Source organism: Methanobrevibacter sp. (genome assembly GCF_045636185.1).
Lineage (GTDB): Archaea > Methanobacteriota > Methanobacteria > Methanobacteriales > Methanobacteriaceae > Methanocatella.
Map to the genome: position 1 here is coordinate 1 of NZ_JAZTXC010000090.1, position 23,945 is coordinate 23,945.

21 protein-coding genes are annotated in these 23,945 nt (G+C 31.8%); 11 read left to right on the top strand and 10 right to left on the bottom strand.

What is annotated here, in order from left to right:
• Positions 1-6,549: AMP-binding protein (locus ACKI3Q_RS05285; RefSeq protein ID WP_407414974.1), on the bottom strand; the 6,549-nt coding region annotated here is incomplete at its 3' end.
• 131 nt (positions 6,550-6,680) lie between these two features.
• On the bottom strand, positions 6,681-9,137 hold the full coding sequence (locus tag ACKI3Q_RS05290) for an excinuclease ABC subunit UvrA (protein ID WP_407414975.1): 2,457 nt from the start codon (positions 9,135-9,137) through the stop codon (positions 6,681-6,683).
• 96 nt (positions 9,138-9,233) lie between these two features.
• Here ACKI3Q_RS05290 and ACKI3Q_RS05295 point away from each other — a divergent pair, with 96 nt between their 5' ends.
• A complete protein-coding gene (locus ACKI3Q_RS05295; protein WP_407414977.1) occupies positions 9,234-9,809 on the top strand; it encodes a TMEM175 family protein in 576 nt (191 codons plus the stop codon).
• A 14-nt stretch (positions 9,810-9,823) separates the two neighbouring features.
• Here the strand turns inward: ACKI3Q_RS05295 and ACKI3Q_RS05300 are convergent, their stop codons facing one another.
• Positions 9,824-10,207, bottom strand: coding sequence for a putative zinc-binding protein (locus ACKI3Q_RS05300; RefSeq protein ID WP_407414979.1), 384 nt, complete (start codon positions 10,205-10,207; stop codon positions 9,824-9,826).
• A 423-nt stretch (positions 10,208-10,630) separates the two neighbouring features.
• Between ACKI3Q_RS05300 and ACKI3Q_RS05305 the strand changes: the two genes are divergently transcribed.
• From ACKI3Q_RS05305 to ACKI3Q_RS05340, 8 genes are all read left to right on the top strand, one after another.
• The gene (locus ACKI3Q_RS05305) at positions 10,631-11,878 is read left to right on the top strand and encodes a DUF3100 domain-containing protein (RefSeq protein WP_407414981.1); all 1,248 of its coding nucleotides are present in this window, start codon (positions 10,631-10,633) and stop codon (positions 11,876-11,878) included.
• Positions 11,879-12,190: 312 nt separating this feature from the next.
• On the top strand, positions 12,191-12,679 hold the full coding sequence (locus ACKI3Q_RS05310; RefSeq protein ID WP_407414983.1) for a CDP-alcohol phosphatidyltransferase family protein: 489 nt from the start codon (positions 12,191-12,193) through the stop codon (positions 12,677-12,679).
• A gap of 30 nt (positions 12,680-12,709) precedes the next feature.
• Positions 12,710-13,267: a hypothetical protein gene (locus tag ACKI3Q_RS05315; RefSeq protein ID WP_407414985.1), complete on the top strand. Its 558-nt coding sequence runs from the start codon at positions 12,710-12,712 to the stop codon at positions 13,265-13,267.
• Positions 13,261-14,847 (top strand): FAD-binding protein, encoded by a 1,587-nt coding sequence (locus tag ACKI3Q_RS05320; protein ID WP_407414987.1) that lies wholly within the window; start codon positions 13,261-13,263, stop codon positions 14,845-14,847. Before ACKI3Q_RS05315 ends, ACKI3Q_RS05320 begins: the two co-directional genes overlap by 7 nt.
• Positions 14,844-15,512, top strand: a complete 669-nt coding sequence (locus ACKI3Q_RS05325) for a succinate dehydrogenase/fumarate reductase iron-sulfur subunit (RefSeq protein ID WP_407414989.1) — start codon at positions 14,844-14,846, stop codon at positions 15,510-15,512. Before ACKI3Q_RS05320 ends, ACKI3Q_RS05325 begins: the two co-directional genes overlap by 4 nt.
• Positions 15,505-15,630: a hypothetical protein gene (locus ACKI3Q_RS05330; RefSeq protein WP_407414991.1), complete on the top strand. Its 126-nt coding sequence runs from the start codon at positions 15,505-15,507 to the stop codon at positions 15,628-15,630. Before ACKI3Q_RS05325 ends, ACKI3Q_RS05330 begins: the two co-directional genes overlap by 8 nt.
• 70 nt (positions 15,631-15,700) lie before the next feature.
• Positions 15,701-16,906 carry an MFS transporter gene (locus tag ACKI3Q_RS05335; protein ID WP_407414993.1) on the top strand — a complete coding sequence of 402 codons (1,206 nt, stop codon included), beginning with the start codon at positions 15,701-15,703 and terminating at the stop codon, positions 16,904-16,906.
• A gap of 75 nt (positions 16,907-16,981) precedes the next feature.
• Positions 16,982-17,167 (top strand): 4-oxalocrotonate tautomerase family protein, encoded by a 186-nt coding sequence (locus ACKI3Q_RS05340; RefSeq protein ID WP_407414995.1) that lies wholly within the window; start codon positions 16,982-16,984, stop codon positions 17,165-17,167.
• Positions 17,168-17,184: 17 nt separating this feature from the next.
• On the opposite strand, the gene ACKI3Q_RS05345 is transcribed toward ACKI3Q_RS05340, so the two are convergent.
• A complete protein-coding gene (locus ACKI3Q_RS05345; RefSeq protein WP_407414997.1) occupies positions 17,185-17,583 on the bottom strand; it encodes a winged helix-turn-helix transcriptional regulator in 399 nt (132 codons plus the stop codon).
• A gap of 134 nt (positions 17,584-17,717) precedes the next feature.
• Between ACKI3Q_RS05345 and ACKI3Q_RS05350 the strand changes: the two genes are divergently transcribed.
• On the top strand, positions 17,718-18,485 hold the full coding sequence (locus ACKI3Q_RS05350; protein WP_407414999.1) for a nitroreductase family protein: 768 nt from the start codon (positions 17,718-17,720) through the stop codon (positions 18,483-18,485).
• Positions 18,486-18,667: 182 nt separating this feature from the next.
• A complete protein-coding gene (locus ACKI3Q_RS05355) occupies positions 18,668-19,564 on the top strand; it encodes a CPBP family intramembrane glutamic endopeptidase (RefSeq protein ID WP_407415001.1) in 897 nt (298 codons plus the stop codon).
• A gap of 69 nt (positions 19,565-19,633) precedes the next feature.
• On the opposite strand, the gene ACKI3Q_RS05360 is transcribed toward ACKI3Q_RS05355, so the two are convergent.
• The 6 genes from ACKI3Q_RS05360 to ACKI3Q_RS05385 form a co-directional block, all read right to left on the bottom strand.
• Positions 19,634-20,410: an MBL fold metallo-hydrolase gene (locus ACKI3Q_RS05360; protein WP_407415003.1), complete on the bottom strand. Its 777-nt coding sequence runs from the start codon at positions 20,408-20,410 to the stop codon at positions 19,634-19,636.
• 23 nt (positions 20,411-20,433) lie between these two features.
• Positions 20,434-20,913: a bacterioferritin gene (locus ACKI3Q_RS05365; RefSeq protein WP_407415005.1), complete on the bottom strand. Its 480-nt coding sequence runs from the start codon at positions 20,911-20,913 to the stop codon at positions 20,434-20,436.
• A 79-nt stretch (positions 20,914-20,992) separates the two neighbouring features.
• Complete coding sequence (locus ACKI3Q_RS05370) at positions 20,993-21,439, bottom strand: MarR family winged helix-turn-helix transcriptional regulator (protein ID WP_407415007.1); 447 nt, start codon at positions 21,437-21,439, stop codon at positions 20,993-20,995.
• A gap of 96 nt (positions 21,440-21,535) precedes the next feature.
• Positions 21,536-22,315 carry an alpha/beta fold hydrolase gene (locus ACKI3Q_RS05375; RefSeq protein ID WP_407415009.1) on the bottom strand — a complete coding sequence of 260 codons (780 nt, stop codon included), beginning with the start codon at positions 22,313-22,315 and terminating at the stop codon, positions 21,536-21,538.
• An 80-nt stretch (positions 22,316-22,395) separates the two neighbouring features.
• Positions 22,396-22,557 (bottom strand): hypothetical protein, encoded by a 162-nt coding sequence (locus tag ACKI3Q_RS05380; RefSeq protein ID WP_407415011.1) that lies wholly within the window; start codon positions 22,555-22,557, stop codon positions 22,396-22,398.
• 19 nt (positions 22,558-22,576) lie between these two features.
• Positions 22,577-23,945, bottom strand: a 1,369-nt coding sequence (locus ACKI3Q_RS05385; protein ID WP_407415013.1) for a phosphopantetheine-binding protein, incomplete at its 5' end; no start/stop codon positions are given.

Sequence of the window (23,945 nt, forward strand, 5' to 3'; positions counted from 1 at the left end):
TCCATATGTCTTTTTATAAGCCCTTGCAATAGCTAAAGCAATATATTCATCTTCACTTAACATTAAAAGATTATCAGTATCAAAAGACACATCCATTCTAAAAGAATAATCTTTAGGATTACCTTCAATTAAAGAATCATCCAATAAATTATTTATTTGAGTCCAATGTTGTTTTTCTTCATCAGAAATATCATTAGCTAAAGATTTAACATCTTCCACCCAGGATTTATACGGATAAGGTCTTAAAAGACTATTTTGACTATCGTCGTTATATAGATAAGTTAAATCATCTATCAAAATACTCCAACTTACACCATCCACAATTAAATGATGAATAACGAATACCAGATAATCCTCATCACCATAATGGACTAAAGATATTTTTATCAATTCGTTTTCAATATCAATAGAATCTTTAGATTCTTTAATGATCATTTTTATGGTTTTATTGAAATTGTTTGTGTCATATTCATTGATTTCACAAACCTGCTCATTCAATGGATGTATTTCTTGAACAATATTGTTATCTTCATGTCTGTAAGTTGCCCTTAGCATGTCATGAATATCAGATAATTTATTGAATGCTGATTGCAATCGATTTAAATCTAATTTTATTTTAGATTTTAGGACAAACTCCTGCGTAAAATCATTACGGTTTACATCATCAAAGTAATAGCTTTGTATAGGCAACAAATCAACTTTTCCTTCAGTAGGAATATATGAAATTTTATCAATTTTTTCTATATTCTGAGCAATTAAATAAGGAGTTTTATAATTCAATATGTCCCTTGCAGTACATGAAATATTATTTTTTTCAAGCAATGAAACAACACGAATTGCAGTGATAGAATTTCCACCGAGACGGACAAAGTCATCATATAAACCAATGCCTTTTTGATTAAATGCAACTTCAAAGGAATTGACAATCTGCTTTTCAATTTCATTCGTTGGAGCAACATATTCCACATCCAAATTAAGATTGTCAACTTTAGGCAAAGCACGTTTATCCACTTTACCATTAACGGTTAACGGAATCGTATCTAATTTAACAACAAACGAAGGAATCATATAAGGAGGCTTATATTTTCTCACATGATTTTGAATATAATCTACAATGTCACCTTCTTCAAATTCATCTGATACAACCACATATGCCACCAATTCATTATTTTCGTTATCTTTAAAAGATTGAACAGTTACATCTTCAATAAAGTCTAATTTTCGAATCACACTTTCAATTTCAGATAGTTCTACACGATTTCCACGAATTTTAATCTGATTATCCTGACGATTAACAATAGCTATAGATCCGTCAGGCAGTAATCTTACCATATCGCCAGTATGATATAATACATTATAATCCTCACTTTCATCAAATGGATTAATGACAAATGATTCATTTGTTTCCTTTTCACGATTTAAATACCCATCAGCAATTTGATATCCTGAAAGACATAATTCTCCAACAGCACCAACAGGAACCTGTCTACCATCAGCATCCAAAATATATGCTTTAGAATTAAAATTCAACATACCAATTGATGACGGGTCGATTTTATCTGAATTTTTAATTGAAGAAATAAATGCAAAAGTCTCTGTTGGTCCAAAAGCGTCAACTAAACAGTAATCTGCAGGATTTTTGAATTCACCTAACTTTTCACCACCCACAGTTAAAACCTTCAAGGAATTGTTTTCAACAGTATTCATGAAAATTTTACCAACTTGAGTAGTTAACATTGTATGAGTAACACCCTGTGAAATGAAATATTTATTTAGTTCATTTATATTTAAACGAATATTTTCCGGAACAATAGATAAGCATGATCCGGCATAGATACTTTGACATATTGCCTGAGATGCAGCATCAAATCCAATTGTTGCAAATAATCCATAAACATCATCATTATTCAATCCACATTTATCCACGTAATTAGTCACTAAATTAAGAATAGCTTTTCTTGTAATTTTAACACCTTTAGGAGTGCCTGTGGTACCGCTAGTATATAGAATACAAGCCAAATCGCCATAAATAACAGGCAACTTGGATATGTTTCCAATTTCATCATCCATAATATCTGAAATATTTAAAATTACACAATCAGAGGATAACTTTTTAGCCCTTTCATATGTTTTATCATTAGCAATAACAATTTTAGAAGAGCTATCCTTTAAAATAAACTTTAAACTAGCGTCGGGTAAACTATCATCCAACGGAACATAAACTCCACCACATGAGAGGATACTTAAAACAGAAAACATATATAATTCTGATCTTTCAACTAAAAATGCAATCCTGTCCTGTTGCTCAATGCCCAAATCAATTAATTTCTTACTTATTTTATCAATAATATAAGCTCCTTCACCATAGCTATAATGAGTGTCATTGTAGGATACCAGCTTGTTTTTAGGATACTTTGAAAGATTTTCATTGAATGCATCCAAAACATCATTATACACGAGATTTTTTTCCATTTGATTATAACTATCCAATAAAGATAGATCTGATTGAGTAGTGTATACAATATCAGATAATTCAGTTGCATTCATTATTTCTTTTAAAATTAATTTATAAGAGTTACAAAAACTTTCAATGAGTTCTTTTGAGAATTTATCTGAATAGAATATTTTTATCCCCAGTTTGTTGTCTTTTAAATCAAAGATATGAAATGACATGTCTCCATGCATATCATGTTTTAATTCTTCAGCACTGTAACCAAATTTTCCTTCTTTAAATGTGTTAGAAAAGATATCGTGAGAATATTGGAATAAAATATTAGAATTTAAATCATATTCATTAGCCAAAATACGGAAAGGATACAGATCATACTTCATGACGCCATTAATCAAACTGCGAGAATAATGCATAAATGAATCTATATTTTGATTAGTGCAGTCAAAGATTAGTGGTAGTGTACGAACATACATTCCAACGGATTGAGATAAATCAATGTGTCCTCTACCATTTTCAATTAGATCAAATGATACTTTTGAAGAACCTGTAAACCTGGATAAAGTATAAGCAAATACAGTAGTGAAAAACTGATTAAGAGTAACTTGCTTTTCATTCAGAAATGAATTCAAATTTTCATTATCAATAGCTATCTCATCAATATATTCACCATCATCTGAATCATCATTGGCAACGGATGCCAATAAGTCATATGTCTCATCATAATCAGCCAGCATTTCATCAAAGAATTTTTCTGCATTGTCCATATAATCCTGATTGATGTTAGTTTCTTCAAATGATATTTGTCTTAAAATACCATCATCAATTGAATTTACTTTTGAACCCTGTAAAATTTTAAAAAATGTCTCTGAAAGAATATTGGCAGAAGTACCATCAAAAATTAGATGATGACAATCAATACATAATACTGTCGAATCTCCATTGTTTACTATCAAAAATCTAGATAGATACTTATTCAATTCAAAAGGTTGGACAAATTCATCAATATCACCAACCAATCCTTCTTTGATTTCAGGATTGGCATCAAAACTAAAGTATGAAACACCATTATCATTAACGACACGTGCAGACAAAACAGGATAAACATCAAATAAACTTTTTATTGCATTTTTTATTTCATCAACAGAATAAGAATAATTAAATTCTATTTTAAATGGATTATTATATTCTGTTTTTGTTTCATTAACCATTTCATCAGAATAGACATTTAATTGAGACTCAGATAAAGGACATAAATCATCAAATGTATATTTAACATCAATTGTTGAGTGAATATCCAAATCATATTTAATTTTGTTTGAAATATTTGCAGGACTTCCCAGTTCAATTATTTCATTGGATGATAAAGTAACTCCTGTTTTTTCTTTCAATAACATTTGCAGATTCATTGCTGATAAAGAGTTTCCTCCCAACTCCACAAAATCACTATCTATCAAAACAACATCCTGATTTAAAACTTCTTTAAAAGCATCAATAACAATATAAAGAGTGTCATCTTCAATATGACTGCCATAATTTTGATTTTTCAACATTTCTTTTAATGCAATTTTATCAATTTTACCATTAACATTTAAAGGAATCTTTTCTAATTCAATAAATAATGAAGGAATCATATAATAAGGTAATTCCATTTTTAAAACATTTTTTACATCATTTATATCTACTTCATCATTGGTTGTGTAAAATGCAATGAGATTATCATGGTCCACATCAAGATAAATCTCAGAAATTTCCTTGAATTTTTTCATAATAGTTAAAATCTCACCTGATTCTATCCTAAATCCTCTAACTGATAATTGATTATCTTCACGGCCAATAATTTCAATTTCACCATCAAAATTATAAAAACCTATATCTCCCGTACGATACATCTTTTTATTATCACAGTAAGGGTCATCGACAAAGACTTCACTGGTTAAATCAGGCTCGTTATAATATCCAGGACTTATATATTCACCGGAAATACATATTTCTCCCGGAACTCCTATAGGCATTTGATTATAATTTTCATCCAGAATATGAACTTCCAAATTTGCGATTGGCCTACCGATTGGAACATCATCACTGCCCATATCATTTAAATCATAAAATTTTATAATTCCAACAATTATCTCAGTTGTACCATAAAAATTGATTAATCTGGTATGTCTCTCAATTTTACTTAATTTATCTACTTTTGAACCCGCTAAAACCAAATAATCTAATTTTAAATCTTCATTTTCATAAATAGGAATCCCCACAGATGGAGGTAAGACTAAATGTTTCATAGGATGCTCTTTAAGGGCTTTAATTAACAATAAAATATCTTTTTGCTCGCGTTCATTGAAAATTCTACAGCAACATCCATGGATCAATGAAGCAAAAATCAGATATGATGCGATAAAACTAAAGCTAAGGAAACATCCAATAACATCATTCGGAGAAATATCAAAAAGATTTTTTATTAAAGGATATAAGTTAGAAATTTGTTTATTTGAAACCATAACTCCCTTTGGAACATTAGTTGTTCCTGAAGTAAACATAATAGAAAATAAATCATTACCCTTAGGGATTATGTCCACCTCGACTTCATCACCATAGTTCAAATCTTCAATAAGTATTGTATCAATATTAAAATTATTTGAATTTGCAACATCACTTGTTGTAATAATATTTTCTATCTGTGCAATATTTATCATATATTCTATACGATGAATAGGCAATAAAAGGTCAATTGGAATAAAAACAGCACCAAGTTTATTCAATGCCAATACTACTTCAGGAAAATGATAATCACGAGGAAGCATTAAAGCAACATGATTTCCGAAACCAATACCATAATTCTCATGTAAGTCATTAGCAATTGAATTACTTGATTTTTCTAAATCTCCATAAGAAACCTTATTTACACCATCATCAATAGCTATTGTATCCGGTTGATTTAAGGCATTCCTGCGGAAAATTTTAGCAAATACTTCATCTTCATCAAATTCAATTTCTTTTCCTTTACTAAAATCTGAAAGTAAATTTTTTTCATTAGGTGAAAGAATATTAATGTCTTTTAAAAGCTGATTAGGACAATTCGTTGCATTTTTTATCAGAAACTCAATATTTTCCGCCATATGATTCATGTAAACATCTGAAAAAACATCTGCATTATAAACTAAATTTAATGAATTTTCATAAATATTTAATGTTAAAACAGAATTTTCACTGTTTAATACAGTCACATCTTCCGGTAATCCTGTAAAATCATAAATACCATATGAGGAAAATATATTCTTCAAATAATTATCAATATCTACTTTTGTATTTTCAGTTGCAACTTTGTAAACTTTCTTAATTTCCTTTAAATAATCAATGAATGAATAATCTTTAAAATATTTAATTTTTAAATATGTGTTTTTATCGAATAATCCGAAGTTATTGGATACAACAGTTTTTAAAATAGAACCCTGAGTTCTATCAATCTTAGACAAATATAGTGCAAAAATTGCTGTAAAGAAATTAAATTTAGAAATATCATGCTCATTTAAAAATTTAGTGGTCGTTTCATTATCGAATGAAATTTCAATATTTTTATAATTATCTGATTTAAATTTATAGAATTTTACATAATGACCCGCATCTGAAAAATGATTATTCCAAAAATCAGAATCTCTTTTAAAATCAGACGAAGATAAATAACTATTTACATCATCATAATATCCAAAAAAATCATTTTTAACTAAATTATCATTTGGATTATTAAAAATTTCATAAAATTTGTTTATTGAAGTATAATCAAAAATTAAATGATGGATATTTGCTAAAATAGTTAATTTTTCATTATTCTTTAAAACCAAAAATTTGTATAACTGTGTATTAATAACATTATCAAACTTGAAATTAAAAAATGAATCAATTTCATTATTAATGTCATTACCATTCCAATTAGAAACATCTTTTAATTTATAAATTTTTTCATTTTTAGAATAAAAAGGTTTTAAATCTTCATCAAAACATATATTCAATAAAGATTCGATTTTTTTAAAAATATCTCCCAATAAATCATTCTTTACTGACACATTTTTAATTAAAAATTTAATTTCATTATTCATTTTACCACATCAGATTATTCATACTATATATTTAGATTAATTATTATAAAATTATTATTATACAAATATATACAAAATTAAATCTTTAATGAAAATAATTTAGAAAAATGAAAAAATATGAAAAATACTAATTAAAATTTTTCAGACAAATATTTTCCTGTCAAACTGTTTTTGGAATTAATTACATCACTCAAACTTCCTGTTGCCAATATTTCACCACCATTCAATTCATCATCAATTCCGATATCAATGATATAATCTGCATTGGCTATTAAGTCCAGATCATGCTCAATTACAACAATCGTTGCTCCATTATCTATCAGATTATCAAAAACGTCTATCATGACCTTTACATCCAATGGATGAAGACCAATTGTCGGCTCATCAAATATGAAAACAGAATTTTTTTGTGACTTTCCAATTTCAGAAGCCAGTTTAAGCCTTTGGGCTTCACCACCGGAAAGACTTGGAGTAGCTTCCCCTAATGTCAGATAACCCAATCCCAAATCGGAAAGCTTCTGTAATTTGGAAGTTACCTTTTTAAGTTCAAACAGCTCTTCCAAAGCTTCATCAACTGTCAGTGACATGATATCTGCAAGAGACAGACCATTGAATTTAGTTTTTTCAATGTTTTCATTATACCTTGAGCCGTCACAGTCAGGACAGGTCATTTCCACATCAGGCAGGAACTGCACATCCATATTTACACTTCCCGTACCATTGCAGGTTCCGCACCTTAATTTTCCCGTATTGTATGAAAAATCGGCAGTTTTATATTCATCTGACAGTTTAGAGAATTCCCTCCTTAAATCGTCCAGCACTTTTGAATATGTTCCAACAGTGCTTCTTACATTTTTTCCTATCGGAACACTGTCAATAAGCTCAATTTTTTTAATGTCGCTACAATCAATATCACTTACATCTTCAGGCAAATCCTCGCCGTTAATCTGAGATTTGACACCAGGATACAATGCTTCCAAAAGAAGGGTTGTTTTACCGCTTCCGGAAACTCCACTTACAACAGTCAGTTTGCCTTTTGGAATTTGAACATTCATTGCCTTTACATTGTGTATTTTACGGGTTTTAATTTCAATAGCCCCATTTTCAAAGATTTCACCAGATTTATTTCTTATGACAACATTTTCGGAATTTGTCAAAAACGGCGCTATCTGCGATGATTTGCTTGCCTTGATTTCATCCAAGGAACCTTTTGAAATAATGTTTCCTCCGTCGGCTCCTGCAGTCGGACCCAGTTCAATCATATAGTCAGCAATGTTCAATATTTTAGTGTCATGGTCGACCAGAATAATTGAATTTCCATCATCAATCAGCCGTTTAATTACAGTAATTAATCCTTCAACATTATTTGGGTGAAGACCAATTGACGGTTCGTCCAAAACATATAACACTCCAGTCGTATGGTTTCTTAAGGTTTTCGCAAGCTGAACTCTTTGTAGTTCACCTGTTGAGAGAGTATTTGAAGGTCGGTCAAGTGAAATATAACTTAAACCCAAATCAAGGAGTATGCCTGCATTGTCCATGAATTCTTCAATGATTGCTTCAGCCATTTGTCCAACTTCATCAGGCAAATCAGAAATGACTTCAGGAAGCCATGAAACCAACTGCTGAAGGTTCATTTCACATGTTTGTGATAATGTCAAGCCTCCAAAAAGAGTCTGATTTGCTCTAGAGTTTAGTCGAGTCCCCTCACATTCATCACATACTTTAGTAGTTAAAAATTTGTTGATTTTATTTAATCCTTTTTCAGTTTTAGCCTTTTTTAGAGCTTCTTCAATAGCTTTATGGGCATTTCTATACTCGGCATTCAGTTCAAATAACTTGCCGTTTTTAGAAGGAATATTGATATACCTTTTTACTGCAGGACCATTATAAACAATATCCTTTTCTTTATCTGTCAAATCCTTAAACGGAACATCCAACCTGACGCCAAGCTCTCCGGCTACATGATACATCCATGATATGCCAAACTGGTTCCATGCATCAACTGCACCTTCCTCCAGGGTTTTAGTCTCATCAGATATTAGTTTGGTGCTGTCTACATCCCGCACTATCCCAGTTCCACTGCAGGAAGGACATGCACCGTCTGAGTTGAATGCATATTCCTCAGCGCCCAATCCGTAAAATTCTTCACCACATTGATGACATTTCAAAGGAAGTTCACGGGCCACATTTAATGTTGGCTCCTGCAAATGCCCATTTGGACAAAAATAGCTGCCGCATCTTGAATACAATAATCTTAAAGAATTTAAAAGTTCTGTTGAAGTTCCAAAAGTGGATCTTATACTTGGAATATTAGGCCTCTGATTCAGTGCAAGAGCTGCCGGAACATACTGGATTAAGTCAACCTTGGCCTTTTCAACCTGAGAAATTCTTCTTCGGGTATATGTTGAAAGAGCATCCAGATATCTCCTTGAACCTTCAGAATACAATACTCCCAAAGCCAGTGAAGATTTGCCCGAGCCTGAAACTCCACTGATAGCCACAATCTTTCCAAGAGGAATATCAACATCAATATTTTTTAAATTATGAACTTTAGCCCCTCTGACAATTATCATATCCTTGTACATATTAAAATATATGAATGTTAAAAATAATATAATTTAGTAAATCAAATAAATGAAAATTCCTAGAAAAAATTAATTGATTTCATTAAAGAGGATACTATGAACGGCAACTATATGACAACAAACAGATTAGAAGCATTTTATGATGCGATAATCGCAATAATTGTAACAGTATTAGTTTTAGAATTACCACAACCTGCCACAGCATCACTTCAATCTATTTTAGCACTTAAAACATCTTATTTTGCTTATCTGATAAGTTTTTTAGTTTGTACAAACATCTGGCAGTATCATCATATAATTTACAATAATGTTGAAAGAATTAATTCAAAGGTAATCTGGCAGAATATACTGCTGCTGTTGATTATTTCCCTAATTCCCTATTTAACGACATTTGTTGCTGATAACCCATTTTCATTACTTGCCGAAATATTATACGGTTTGAATTTTATCATGGTTAATATCATACTATTCTGGATGGCAAAAACACTGCTTGAGATTAATCCGGATCAGGAATATCTATCAAATGCCCTGGACATTAAAAATGCGTTGGTTATTCCATCCATAATTTTTATTTTGGGTTTGATAATTGCCTTTTTAGGTTATCCGTTTGCAATCAGCATCTGCTGTTTGATAACCGTTATACGATCAATCATCTATTCATTGAAAAATTAAATTTTATAATAAATTCACAATATTTCATCTATCGTTTTATTTAATTTTTCCCTTATTATTTTTACACATTCTTCGGCTTCATCATCTAATCTGAAAGGGTCCTTTGCAGATACTTCAAAGTCATCTAAAATTTCATTAACTGCAATCGTTTCAGCTACATCAATTCCCTTATTTTTCAAAATTTTGTTTACGCATCCGTTAGGACATCCGTTTACGGCAACTATAGGATACTTTTTAAGCATTTCATCATTTTTTCCTTCGATATCCGCTGAAGTTGAACCCATGCAAATGGATATTACATTTTCATTTTCGCTTCTGCAGTCTCCAACCGCTACGCGTGATACCAAACCATTTGGACTCATGCCGTTGCACGGTGCCAATGCAATTTTATCTGCCATAAATTAGCCTCCATTATTAATTTATGTCATTACTACTTAAAAAACCCACAAGAAAAAACAAAATATATTTCAATTGATACACAATATAAGACATTTATATATAATAATAGCACTTTTAGGTATTAAAATTTTCTAAACTCTTTTTTTAAATAAGAGTATATTTTTATAGTTTATTGATAAAATATTGAATATAATGAAAAAATTTAATTGAACATTAACATTTTGTACAATTCCAATTAAAAAATTATTAAGACAAATATTTGGAAAAAAATGTAGGGAGAATTTATTATTTCCAAAAATCATTTAAATCAAAGACACAAAAAACACAGATTTAGAAGAAGAGCAGATAGGGCAATTAAAAAAAGACCCCCATGGAAGGAATATAATCTACATTTTATTGTGTTGATTTTAGTTATTATTTCAATGGCTATTGGAATTATAGATATTCAAATTACAGACACCATCAGTTTCTTACTTTTGCCATTAACATATTCTTTAGTTATTGGACTGATTCTTTATTTGGCGAAACCTGTTAAATGGGTAGGTCCTGAACAGGCTAAAGTAGCTGAGGGAGTTATGATTTTACTTATTAGTATTTTAATATCAAAATTAGCTATTTCAATCGGTCAGTCAATTGATATTATTTTTCATGTAGGTCCTGCTTTGATTTTACAGATATTTGGTGATTTAGGTACCCTTATAGCACTGCCTGTTGCTTTACTTTTAGGTTTTAGAAGAGAAGTTATAGGTATGACAAGTTCCATTTGTCGTGAACCTAATCTTTCAATTGTTATTGACAAATTTGGATTTAAATCTCCCGAAGCACATGGAGTTTTAGCCATTTATGTCATAGGATCCATCATCGGTACTCCTTTTATTAGCTTTTTAGCAAGCATAAGTGTTTCACTCATACCACTGCACCCCTATGCATATGCAATGGCATCCGGTGTCGGAAGTGCAAGTATGAATGCTGCGGCATTAGTTCCATTGGTGCATATGTACCCGTCTATGGCTACTCAATTGGAAGCTTTTGCAGGATGCAGTAATATTCTTTCATTCTGTTTAGGTATTTATATGTGTATTTTTATTTCATTGCCTCTTGCAGAAAAATTGTATACATGGTTATCCCCAATTTTAGGTAAAGGCAAAGCACAGATTGAATATGATGAGGAATATGTTCCTGATGAATCAATTGATGATGATTCTATAGACAAATTAAATTTCGGTAAAGTTAAAAGATGGATTTCCTTGCTTTTTGCATTTTCAGTCATAGCTACTGTTGGAAATGTCATAGGTTATCATACTTCATTCGTTGACTCATTTATCGGGATGGTTATTATTTCATTAGTTGCCTTTATTGGTATGTGTCTTGAAAGGATTTTTCCAGTTCATATTCCATCAATCATCTATATCAGTTTAATTGGTTTGTTTATTGCCGTTCCGGGAGTTCCAACATCTGGTTTTGTTACTCATTATGTTTCTCAAATTGAGATAACTACAATCTGTACTGCATTCTTAGGTTATGTTGGTATTTCAATAGGAAAAGATTGGGAAGATTTTAAAAAGATTGGTTGGAGAGGAATCATTGTTGCTTTAATTGTAATTGCCGGAACTTACCTCTGTTCTGCAACTATTGCAAACATGCTCCTATTTATAACCGGTACAATTTAATTACCAATCCTTATCTTTTTATTCATTTTAATATTATAAATTAATACTAAAATTATTTTTCAATTTTTTCATAACGAGGAAAAATCACCCTTTGACAACATTTGACATCCAAAAATAGTTCCGTCAGACCTGCAAATCATCCTAATTTTTGAACCTCCCCACCGTCTACATTGCAGAGATGTTCAATGAATTATTCAAGACAATCATATTTTCTAAAAAATATGAATTAAAGAAAATGTTAATAATGACTATCAATATAATTTTAATTGTAACAACATTATTTTTTTAAAGGAAAATGTGATTATGATTCATGTGAACAGATTAATAATAAACATCATAACATCTTTAAGAATATTATTCGGAGTTTTATTTTTACTCTGTGTTCAATTTGAATTTGGCACAATATATTTAATCCTCATATTTATATTAACTGTAATTTCCGATGTTTGCGATGGATGGCTTTCAAGAAAATACAATCTTTCATCTGAGGAGGGTGCTATATTTGATGTGATTTGTGATTTTATTTTCATTATAATTTCCACATGGGCACTGGTTTTGAAGGAACTGATTCCTGCATGGTTTTTAATGGTAATTATCTTAAAACTAATTGAATTTTTCAAAACTTCAGATAAAAAACTAGTCTATGAAAAATTCGGCCATTATGTTGTTTTGATGTTTTATACATTTCCAATAGTCGCCATCCTAATAAATGACCGTTACATAGTTTGGATATTGACCATTTTCATTACAATTTGCGCAGTCATATCCTCTATGATTAGGATTTATAGAAAATTTTATTAATTATCCTTATTATATATAATATTTGATTTTATGATTTCGCTTAGAAAAATAAACACGTTATTAATAATTATCATTGTAGTAATGCTTTTAAATCATGCCGTGTTATCCATATTGTATTTGTATGGTGTTATAAGCTATTCACCTAATTTTCAAATAACCGGCAGACGCCTGTTTTACCCAGTAGTTGCACATATAATTATCAGTCTGTATCTCTACTTCAAGGATAAGTCAAGAGGCGTAAACAGGTATCCGAATCTAATTTCCGATACAAACCAGCAGATGATTTCAGGAATCATGATAATAGTTTTTGCAACCCTGCATATCTTGGGATACTCATTCAATCCCCTGGGCGGACAAAGCACATTTCATTTTAACCTATATCATTTTATAGTTGACAATATGCTGTTTATTTCAATAGCTATGCATTTAAGAGTTTCAATCCCTAAATTCATGATATCTTTCGGATTTCTTGATAAACCCAATGCATATTTGGATTTTAAAAGAAAGGTGAATTGGGCGGTAGCGGCCATTTTAATTTTCCTGATTCTCGGTGAAGTAATGTATTATATAGGAGGCGCATTATGGTAGAAATTATCGTAGTTGGAGCGGGAATTGCAGGTTTAACCGCATCAATAAAGGCCTGCGATAATGGTGCAAATGTTTCACTCATATCACCGGATTATTCTGAACGTACACAATCTGTAATGGCAATGGGTGGAATAAATGCTGCATTGAATACGAAAGGTGAAGATGACTCAACAGACCAGCATTTCGCAGATACAATGAATGGAGGATGTGGAATCAATAACGAAAAGGCAGTAAAAATGCTAACAGATGATGCACCGCAAATTATTGCTTGGCTTGAAAGACTAGGAACAAGTTTTTCCCGTGATGAGAACGGCAATGTTGATGTGAGAAACTTCGGAGGTCAGAAGAAGAAAAGAACAGCATTTGCAGATTCCAGTACAGGCAAACAGATTGTATCTGCCCTTATAAATTCATGCCGTAAAAGAGAATCCGAAGGTAAAATAAAGCGTTTTGTCGGATACAGATTTTTATCACTGATTTTTACCGATGAAAATGAATGCTGTGGCATTAACTGTATACATGAGGATAGCGAGGAAATAAAATCCTTTTTCGCAGATGCAGTCATCATAGCTACCGGAGGATATAATGAACTCTTTGGAAGGATACTCGGATCAACACAGAATGACGGTTTTACTACTGCAAAACTATTCACTGAAGGCGTTACCTTAGCCAATCTTGAAATGGTTCAGTACCATCCAACCAGTGTTAAAACTCCTCAAAAAAGAATGCTTATATCTGAAGCCGCACGGGGCGAAGGTGGAAGACTTTTTGTAATGAAAGACGGCAAACCATGGTATTTCATGAAGGATTTATATCCTGAACTAGCAGACCTGATGCCAAGAGATGTCGTTTCAAGAAGCATTTTCAAAGTTTCAGACGGCGGCAAAAAAGAAGTTTTCCTTGATTTAACATATTTGGACGAATATACTGTTAAAGTCAAACTGGATGAGGTATATGACATCTGTGAAAAATATTTGGATTTGGATCCTTTGAAATCCCCTATTCCAATATTTCCTGCAGTCCATTATTTCATGGGCGGAATCCAGACCGATGAAAATCACAAAACCAACATCAAGGGATTATATGCTGCGGGAGAATGCTCATGCCAGTACCATGGTGCAAACAGATTGGGTGGAAATTCACTTTTGGGAGCCATTCACGGAGGATGGATTTCTGCAGAGAATGCTGTTCTGGAAAAACCAAAAGGAAATGTTATTAATAATATCCATGAAGAATTAAAATCATTTAATTCATATGAACCAAAGGAAAAATCTCTTTCAGATACTTTAAGTGAAATTTCACATATCATGAACGAATCCATGGGAATTTATAGAAATAAAGACGATTTAATAACCGCACTTGACAGACTGGATAATCTGGATACGAATGTCAATGCAAAATATTACGATTATATTAAAGTGAATCTGTTGATTATCCTTTCAAAGGCCAGCATAATGTCAGCACTGGCCAGAAAAGAATCAAGAGGAGCTCATCAGAGAGTCGATTATCCACAAAGCGATGACAACTATAAAAAATCAATGTGCGCAATCTATGATAATGGGGAGATAGTGATAGAATGAAAGTAAAGATTAAAATTGGTGATGATTATCAAATTTTCGACTATGACGGCGACTTAAACATATCCGTCATCACTTTGCTTGAAAAATTGGATAATCCCCTAGAATTTTCATGCAGCTGTCTTCAGGGAGTTTGCGGTGCATGTGCAATGGTTATCAATTCAGAGCCTAAACTTGCATGTAAAACCTTTTTAAATGAGGAAAATATGGTTGCAGAATACAATCAAATTACCATTGAGCCACTGTCCAAATTTCCATTAATCAAAGATTTGAAAGTCGACAGGTCAGTTCTTTTTGATGCAATGAAAGATTGTGAGCTATGGCTGGAAAGTGATTCTGAATATAATCCGAAAGATTTGGATTTTGAATATGAAATGTCATTATGCCTAATGTGCGGATGCTGTACAGAAGTCTGTCCAAATTATAAATTAGGGGATTTTGTAGGAGCACAGGTTGCAGTTGCTGCATCGAAGCTAGTCAATCAGGAAAGCGATAAAGAGCACTTGAAAAGCATGAAAAACAATTATAAAAAAAGGTTTTTTTCACACTGCGTTAAATCAACATCCTGTGAGGATGTCTGTCCAATGGAAATTCCAACCCAAAGGGCAATTTCAAAGATGAATAGAAAATCAGTATGGAGAATCTGGCAATTACTGAATCTTGATTGAAAAGCAAAACAACATTGTCTGTGCATTATCAAGTTCATTGACTTCCTTTAAACCATCATATTCCAACATCACCAATCAACAATGCATTTTTATAATGAAAAATTCATTAACTGACTGATTTAACATTAGATGGCATTGATGCCACATTATCCTTAAATACAAATTTTTATCTAGATTAATATATGAAAATGAATGTTAATAATAAAACAGTTAGTATGACCACATTTCTGGCAGCCTTGTTTGCCATATGTTCCGGTCTTGCAATTGGAAATCTCTATTGGGCTCAACCGTTATTGGTTGAGATTACAAACGCTTTTGGACTTTCACCTGCCAGTGGCGGACTGCTGGTTACTGCAACTCAAATCGGGTATGCATTAGGAATTTTCTTTATAGTGCCACTAGGAGATTTTGTACGCAGAAAAAGGTTAATTGCCATTGTAATGATTTTATCAGTTGTTACTTTACTTGGATGTGCCTTATCCCCTTCATTTATAATATTGTCATTATCTTTGTTCAGCATGGGTATTGTAACCATTTCCGGACAAATCATATTGCCATTGGCCGGGGATTTGAGTAGCCCAGAACAGAGAGGCCATATCGTTGGAATTGTGGCATCCGGAATAACCACAGGAATTTTATTTTCAAGATTTATAAGCGGCATCCTTGCAGGATTGTGGGGCTGGAGATCAGTATACTTCATTGCAGCTGCATTGAATTTGATTATGGTTTTAGTCATGATTTATGTTTTGCCAGACATTCCAAGAAAAAACCAACTTAAATCATATAAAGGACTTTTATTTAGTGTATTTACCACTTTTAAAAGACATAATACATTATTTAGGATTTTACTGCATAGCGGACTGCTGTTCGGTTTGGTCTTCAATATATTCTGGACTTCTCTTACATTCCTGTTGTCCGGTGAGCCTTTTAATTACACTACATTCCAGATCGGATTGGTTAGTCTAGCGGGTCTTGTTTCTGCAGTATGTGGATTGTACTTTGGAAAATTACAGGACAAAGGTTTGAGCGTACCTGCTTTGGGAGCATTTATAGTCATTATACTCATATCCATGATTTGTGGTTTTGTATTTTCAGATTCAATAATAGCTCTTGTAATTATTGCAGCAGTATTTTCAATAGGAGTACAGGGAATAACCGTTTTATCACAGGCCAGATTATTTGCACTATCAAATGAGGAGCGCAGCAGGTTGAATACCGTTTTTGTTGTTAACAATTTCATTTTTGGTGCCATAGGCAGTGCATTGGCATCATTTTTATGGTCCATTGGCGGATGGTCATATGTCATGATAGGTACAATTTCAATTTCAGTGATTGGCTTAATTGTTTGGATATCTTCAAGAGGACCATTCAATAATGTGGATAATGCATATTAACAGTGGCATTGGTGCCACAAAAATGCTTTATATGCCAAATTTAAATTAATTAATAGAAATATGGAGGTAATTAATATGCCAGTAATAAGTTTTGATTTTGTAGAATTAGAAAAAGAACAAAAAGAGATTTTAGCTAAAGAATTTTCCGAATCCGCTTCCAGAGTAACAGGTTTACCTATTGACATGTTCTATGTATTGTTCAATGAAAGAAAAGCGGACAATGTAGGTGTTGGCGGAGTCCTCTTAAGCAACCAGGAATAATTCTTTTTATTCCTGACTTATTTTAAATCTAAAATTTCAAGATACATTTCTTTCAATTCTTCTTTTTCATGGTCATTGTAGTGCTCGTTGTCCTTATCATTATTTAAAGCAAACAATAAAAGTTCATAAAATACCTTATTCAGTGAATGTCCCTTTTCAGTCAAATGATATGTTATGTCATTGCTTTCTTCAAGTCTTTTGATTAACCCATTGTTTTCCATGGTTTTCAGACATCTTGTAAGGGATTTGTTGTCTAATGTTTTCCTGTTGGTTTGAAATTCATTGAAATGGGTTTTTCCCAAAAATAAATCCCTTAAAATATGCAAGGTCCATTTGTTGCTTATGTCCTTGATTGCATCTTCAACAGGATTTCTTTCGTATTTTTTCTCATAATACTTTACTTTCTTTGGATCCATAGTAATAAATTAGTTTTTTCTAATTATTATATCTGAAGTAAACACATTATTTTCATGTTTTAGACAAGTTTAAAATCATTACCCAATAATTAATAAATAACAAAGACAAAATTAACATCAGTAAGGTGAAAAATATGAATCCAATTAGTATTGATAGCAATAAATGTATTGTTTGTTCAAAGTGTATTAATGACTGTCCCAACGCATACCTCTTTTTAGAAAATGATGAAATTCAAACGAACCAGAAAGGATGTATGGAATGCGGCCATTGTTACGCAATATGTCCGCAAGGCGCAATAACCATGACCAATTATGATATTGCTGATGAAGAAGTTGTTTTAATGAGTGAAATTGACTCCGAAACATTACTCAAAGCAATGAAAAGCCGACGTACAATCAGAAAATTCAAACCTGATTTAGTCGAAGATGAAAAAATAGAAAAAATCCTTGAAGCCGGACGATACTCACCTACCGGAGCAAACAAGCAGATGGTATCATATACAATACTTGGATCCAGACAAAAAGAAGCAGAAGAAATATGCTTAAACATGTTCAGAAAAGGCAAAAAATTCGGATCTGCTTTTGCAAGCTATTTAAAGAGAATAGAAATTGATGATGATTTCTTTTTTAAAGGAGCACCATTAGTAATCGTTGTTGCAAGTAAAAGTACAGTTGATGGTGGTCTTGCAAGCTCATATATGGAAATTATGGCTGAAAGTCTAGGGCTTGGAGTATTATACAGCGGATTTTTTGTAATGTGCAGTAAAATGAGCCGCAAACTTAAAAAGTTACTTGAACTGGAAAAGGGCTATGATGTGATTACATGCATGGTAATAGGATATCCTGATGTGAAATATCAAAGAATTGCACCACGTAAGGATTTGAAAGTGAAAAAACTTTAAAAAATATAAATAGTAGAAAGAGATTTGAATATTTCTAGAAAATGCCTGTCAAACCTGCCAGAAGTAAAAACTGGTTAAATATAGAAGAAAGAATTTAAGATTGCACTAAAATATACGATGATGAATTGTTCAATTAGTGTAACATTAAAAAAATTTATATGGCTAAATTTAAACTTATAAATATGACAAATGATGATAAAATACCAGATTATATAACTTTTCCAAAAACTTTTGAGAACTATAGATGGTACAAACCCATAATTGTCTTTATATTAAGCAGCATAATAATGCTCATTCTCCAATTAATACTTGTAGGTTCTTCTTATGCAACATTAGGAGTAGAATTTATAAAGGATATTTTTGGTGGAGGCATTAATGCACTAAACAACCCAACAGGAATATTTTTAACAGATTTGATTATCATCATATTTATTCCTGCACTATATATTACTTCAAAAATTGTTAAGGACAGACCATTTTCTTCTTATTCATCTTCACGTGGAGGATGGAATTTCAAACTCTATTTAAAAGCATTAATAATTCCATTAATATTGTATATAATCTATGAACTCATAGATACCTATATTAACGGAGCAAATGGTACATTTCAATTCTCACTACCGATTTTTATTGTTATTTTAATTAGCATACCTCTCCAATGTATTGCAGAAGAATACATGTTTAGAGGATTAATTATGCAAACATTAGGATCATGGTTCAATATACCTGTTTTAGCATTAATTATTCAAGCCATAATATTTGCAATGGTCCATGGATATAACAGTATGGGAACAATTGAAATGGTAGTTTTCGGCATAATTTATGGATTTTTTGCATGGAAGACCAATGGTATAGAAGTAAGTTCTGCCATACATACTGCAAATAACCTTTCTCTTGGTTTATTTGTTACATTTGGACACTATACCTCTACTTCAAGCCCTAGTTTAGCTAGTGTTGCATCAGTAATTGTTTTTGAAATAATACTATTTATCATAATGTATTATGTTGGTGAGAAAACTGACTGGTTTGGAGAAGTCCCGGAAAATGCTCAAAATATAGAATTATTCAGTAACGAATAATCTTTTTCTTTTTTTTATATTATAACTAATTTTTAGACTTAAAAATGAAAAAAATAAAATAAAAAGTATTTATTCAGGATAAATACTTTCCGGAGGGTTTTTCAAATCAACAACATATTTGTTTTCAAGGTTTTCAGGACCTAATGGAGTGTGTGTTGATAAGTATACAGTAGGATTATTTTTTATAAATTCACGTACATTGTTAAGTGTTTCCCTTGCCTTTTCAATATCTTCAAAAACTATAGATAGCTTATCTTCATATAACGCTTCATCAGTATAGGTAACATCACCATGAATCATATAATACAAGTCATCTTTTTCGACAATTACGATACTGTTTCCATTTGTATGTCCTATAGCTTCGATTATGTATATGCCATCAGTGATTTTTTCAGCTTTTGGAAAGTTTTTGTAAGTATCATTGAATTCAACAGGAACAATATTATCTCCCTCTAATTCTAATGCTTCCGCTTCAGTTTTTGAAAGGTATACTTTAGCATTTGGGAATTTTCTGATTTCACCGGTATGATCTGCATGCTTGTGGGTGATAAGGATTTTGGTTACATCATCAGCATCATATCCCAAATTTTTAAAAGCCGTTAAATAATCTGATATTTTTTCACCGTTATATATTATTACGTTTTCATCCAATTCCTGTTCAGGCATTTCATCCGGAAAACCTGTGTCAACAAGAATTACTTCATCACCAGTGTCAATTAAGTAATTTTGAAGGCTGGCGCGATATTTGATATCACCTTCAAATGCATCTATTCCTTCTTCTCCACCAAAAGCGAATGCCTGTTTCATGAATCCTTTTTCAAAAGTTTTTACAGCTTTAATTTCCATCATAACACATCTTAAAAAAAATGCTATTCTGCAGTTGGGCCGTTGATTAATAATTGAGTCAAGTAGTTTTCTTTACCAATCATTTTGCACAAATCCAGTTGCTGTTCGCTCCAGTACATGTCTTCCTCTTCATCCTTGAGATATACTTTCATCAAGTCATATGTAGTTGCATCAAAGATTCCGGATTCCATCAAATCATTTATGAATGCAATTCCTTCAACAGAGACATTGTAATCATATTCAATGAATTCCACGATGTCTGTAAAAATTGGTTTTGCTTCCTGTGCTTCCTGTTTGATTTCGCCGCCAAGGTCAAGTATACGGTCCATGAATTGTTCCACAAAGTCCATTTCTTCAGTTGCATGAGCTGTATACTTATCGCCTAAGGCTTGAAATCCTAATCCTGCAAAGATTTTTGATTGAATTCTGTGTCCAAATGAATTTGCAGATAATCCTGTTACAATAGCTTGTAATGCTTCAATAGTTTTTTCTTTATCGGCCATAATATTCACCTTTAAAAAAATCCTACTTAAGAATCTTAAGTATTATATGATATTTATACTTTTCATCAATATAAATTTATCAGTATTCCATGGCCTTTTCATAATAATCTCGAATCATTTTTCTAAAGTTCTCTTTTTCTTCAGCAGAGTAATCCTTAAATAATTGAGATTCAAAATCAACAATAAGATTTAATAATGAATTAAAAGCAGATTCCCCTTTATCAGTTAAACTAAGAATTTTTTTGCTTTTATTATCTTTTACAATCGTACGTTTTACAACACCATTTTTCTCGAGCCTTTTAATTATCTGGGCAACATTGGCTTCTGAAACATAAAGCAGTCCTGCCAACTCCTTTTGGGAAATATTTTTATGAAAATAAATATTAGAAAGATAAGTGAAATCCCTGGGAGCAATATCCTTAAAGTTTTCCTTTAAAAAATTATCGTGAATTACATTAATATAATTGATAAAATAAAAAACAGGCATATCCTCAAATTTATCATCATCAGAATTTAAATCTACCATACACAATCCCTCTACTTATTAATTAATATATTATGCATTCAAATTAATAACAGTATCACTTAAACATCAATATTAAAAAAGAGTAAAAGAAGAAATTCATTGGATGAATGAATCTATCAATTCAATTACTTCACTTTTCTTTTCCAAATATGCAATATGGCCTGCACCTTCAACTATTACCAGCTGTGAAGTTGAAAGCATCTCATTAACCTTAATTGACTCTTCAGGAGGGTTGATTGCATCATATTCACCAACCAAGATTAAAACTGGTATTTGAACTTTGTCTGCATCGCTTACCATATCGTAATGGCTTAATGATGCATATATGTTTTTTCGCTCATCATTTGTCAGTTCAACTTCACTTCTGTTTCCCCTATAGAAATTGGCCACATCTTCCGGAGTTGTATCCGGAGCATATACTCTTTTAGAAATCAGCCTGCCCATTTCCTTCAAGTCAATGTTATCATTGCCGTTGTTTTCCTCTGCCGCCTTTTGCATAAGTGAAATTTTACCCTGGCCTCTTGTTCCCAAAAGAATTATTTTTGAAAGTATCGTCGGATATTTTTCAGCAGTTTTAAGAGCAATATATGATCCCATTGACAGACCTATAACAATAGGTTTTTCAAGATTCAATTCCTTAATAATCTCTTTTAAATCATCTGCATAGTCATCCAAATCGAATTTTTCCGGTTTGTCACTTTTTCCATGACCCCTCACATCATAAGAAATTACATGATAGGACTCTTTGTAATAATCAAATAACGGATTCATGATTTCCTTGCTTGCAAAGATTCCATGAATCAGAATCATGTCAGGACCATTTCCCGCCTGTTTAAATGAAATGTTAATACCATTGACATTTATTGTAGACTCCATTTTTTAGCCTCCATATTAATTTTTGAACATTATCAAATATAATTATTTAAAAATAAAAAATATTAATAATGCACAAAATATCAAAATATAAGAATAAATCCATTTGAAGCATTGGCTGAAAAGGATTTGCTTATACTGTTTGTATCAGATTTTTCAACTTGGTTAATTTCATCAATTTTTCTTCCAACATCATCAGATAATTGATGGTAGATATTTTCACTGAAAATAATTAAATGCCTCAACTAAAATTAGTTGAGGAACTTATTTAAGATATTTTACAATCCTTTTAACATCAGTTGTAACAATTGATGAATGATTAGTGGCATCAATGAAAATGAATTCTCCATTTCTTGCAATATCATCCAATCTGCCCCCCACATATTCTTGGTCAGCAGCCAGATAAATTACTGGAGTATCATTGATTTTTGCAGCTGGGAAGTCCCATATGGAGTTTACAATGATTATTTCTACCATCTTGTCAATTAACTCATCATGGTCTTCTAATCCTAATTCATCAACATCAAAGCCCAAATCATATAGTTTATTAATGGAAGTTAATGCTTCTTCCTTATCCGGAACTTCGTCACAGTAGAAGTCTAATGGACCATCAATTAAGATACATTTTCCTATTTTCCTGTCTTTTTCCAATTTTTCGACAATCAGCATTGCGAAAAGACAACCTAATGAATAACCAACTATAATGTCTCCATCCTGGAAGATGTGTTTGATTGCCTCATAATATTTTTCAAATGTCATATTATGATTAGTATTTTTGATTTCATCAATTGTTAAATCGAATTTAAAGTCATCAATAAGGTAGACATTACCTTCAAATTCAAGATTGTCAACCAATTGTGAAAATTCTATGGAAAATCCATACACTGAAGGCAATAGGAACATGTTTTGATCTGAAGTACCCTCTTTGGCCAGATAGAATCCATATTCTGTCTGGTCTTCATCAATGAATTTTGCAATTTGATAAGGAGTTTTATTTTCAAATATAATACGTGCGTTAACAGCAATATCATATTTAGACAGGAGAGAGATTATTTTAATCGCAGTTATGGAATCTCCACCAAGGCGATCAAAGTCATCATAGATACCAATATTTTCCTGATTAAAGACCTTTTCAAATGCTTCAACAATGTGTTTTTCGGTTTCAGTGGTTGGTGCAACATACTCAACTTGCAATTCTTCAACATTGACTTCAGGCAGTGCATGTTTGTCCACCTTACCGTTTACATTCAATGGAATCTCATCCATTTCAATGACAAATGATGGAATCATATATTTAGGTTTACGCTCATCAACATAATCAGAAATTTCCTCTTTAAGGTCACCATCAAATTCATCTGATACAACCACATAAGCAACCAGTTCATTGTTTGTACCATTTTTAATAGTTTGAACAGTCAAATCCTCAATGTAGTCGATTTCACGTATGACCGCTTCAATTTCTGATAGTTCCACACGGTTTCCTCTGATTTTAACTTGGCTGTCACGACGACCAACAATACCAAAAGAACCATCCGCCAAGACTCTTACAATATCTCCTGTCCTATACATTACACTGTAATCATTTCCTTCATCAAATGGATTTTTAAGGAAAGCTTTAGTTGTTTCTTCATCA